Annotated in this window: 1 pseudogene; it reads left to right on the top strand. The window is 49.1% G+C overall.

Annotated elements, in window-relative coordinates:
* Positions 1–218: 218 nt before the first annotated feature.
* A pseudogene (locus tag AC0QKW_RS07490) lies at positions 219–341 on the top strand (isopentenyl transferase family protein); the annotation flags it as partial.
* Positions 342–442 lie beyond the last annotated feature (101 nt).

Raw genomic sequence — 442 nt, 5'->3', positions numbered from 1 at the left:
GAGCAAAGCCTTGGCTCATGGGGACTCACTAAAGGTCGCAGCGATAGAAGGCCCCTAGCATGTCACAGTCCTATTTTTCTTGCGCTTACCCTGGATATAACTCATCTAGATTTTGTATGATCTAGCTGTTGATGGGGTGCATCAGGTTTAGGGCGTTGCCAAGCGTTGACACAGAGTTTATTCATTTGGCTAGTGCCGGATTTTTAAGCGAGGTATCTATGCAGAAGGTGGCTATATTTGGCAATGCTGGAGGGGGCAAATCTACGCTCAGCAAACGTTTGGCCAAACTGACAGGCTTACCCATGGTCACCCTAGATCTTGTTAAGTATAAACCCGGTGGTGGCGCAGGGTAAGCGCAAGAAAAATAGGACTGTGACATGCTAGGGGCCTTCTATCGCTGCGACCTTTAGTGAGTCCCCATGAGCCAAGGCTTTGCTCCCAA

Source organism: Pseudanabaena sp. PCC 9330, assembly GCF_055795045.1.
This window is presented reverse-complemented; position numbering and strand designations above follow the sequence as displayed.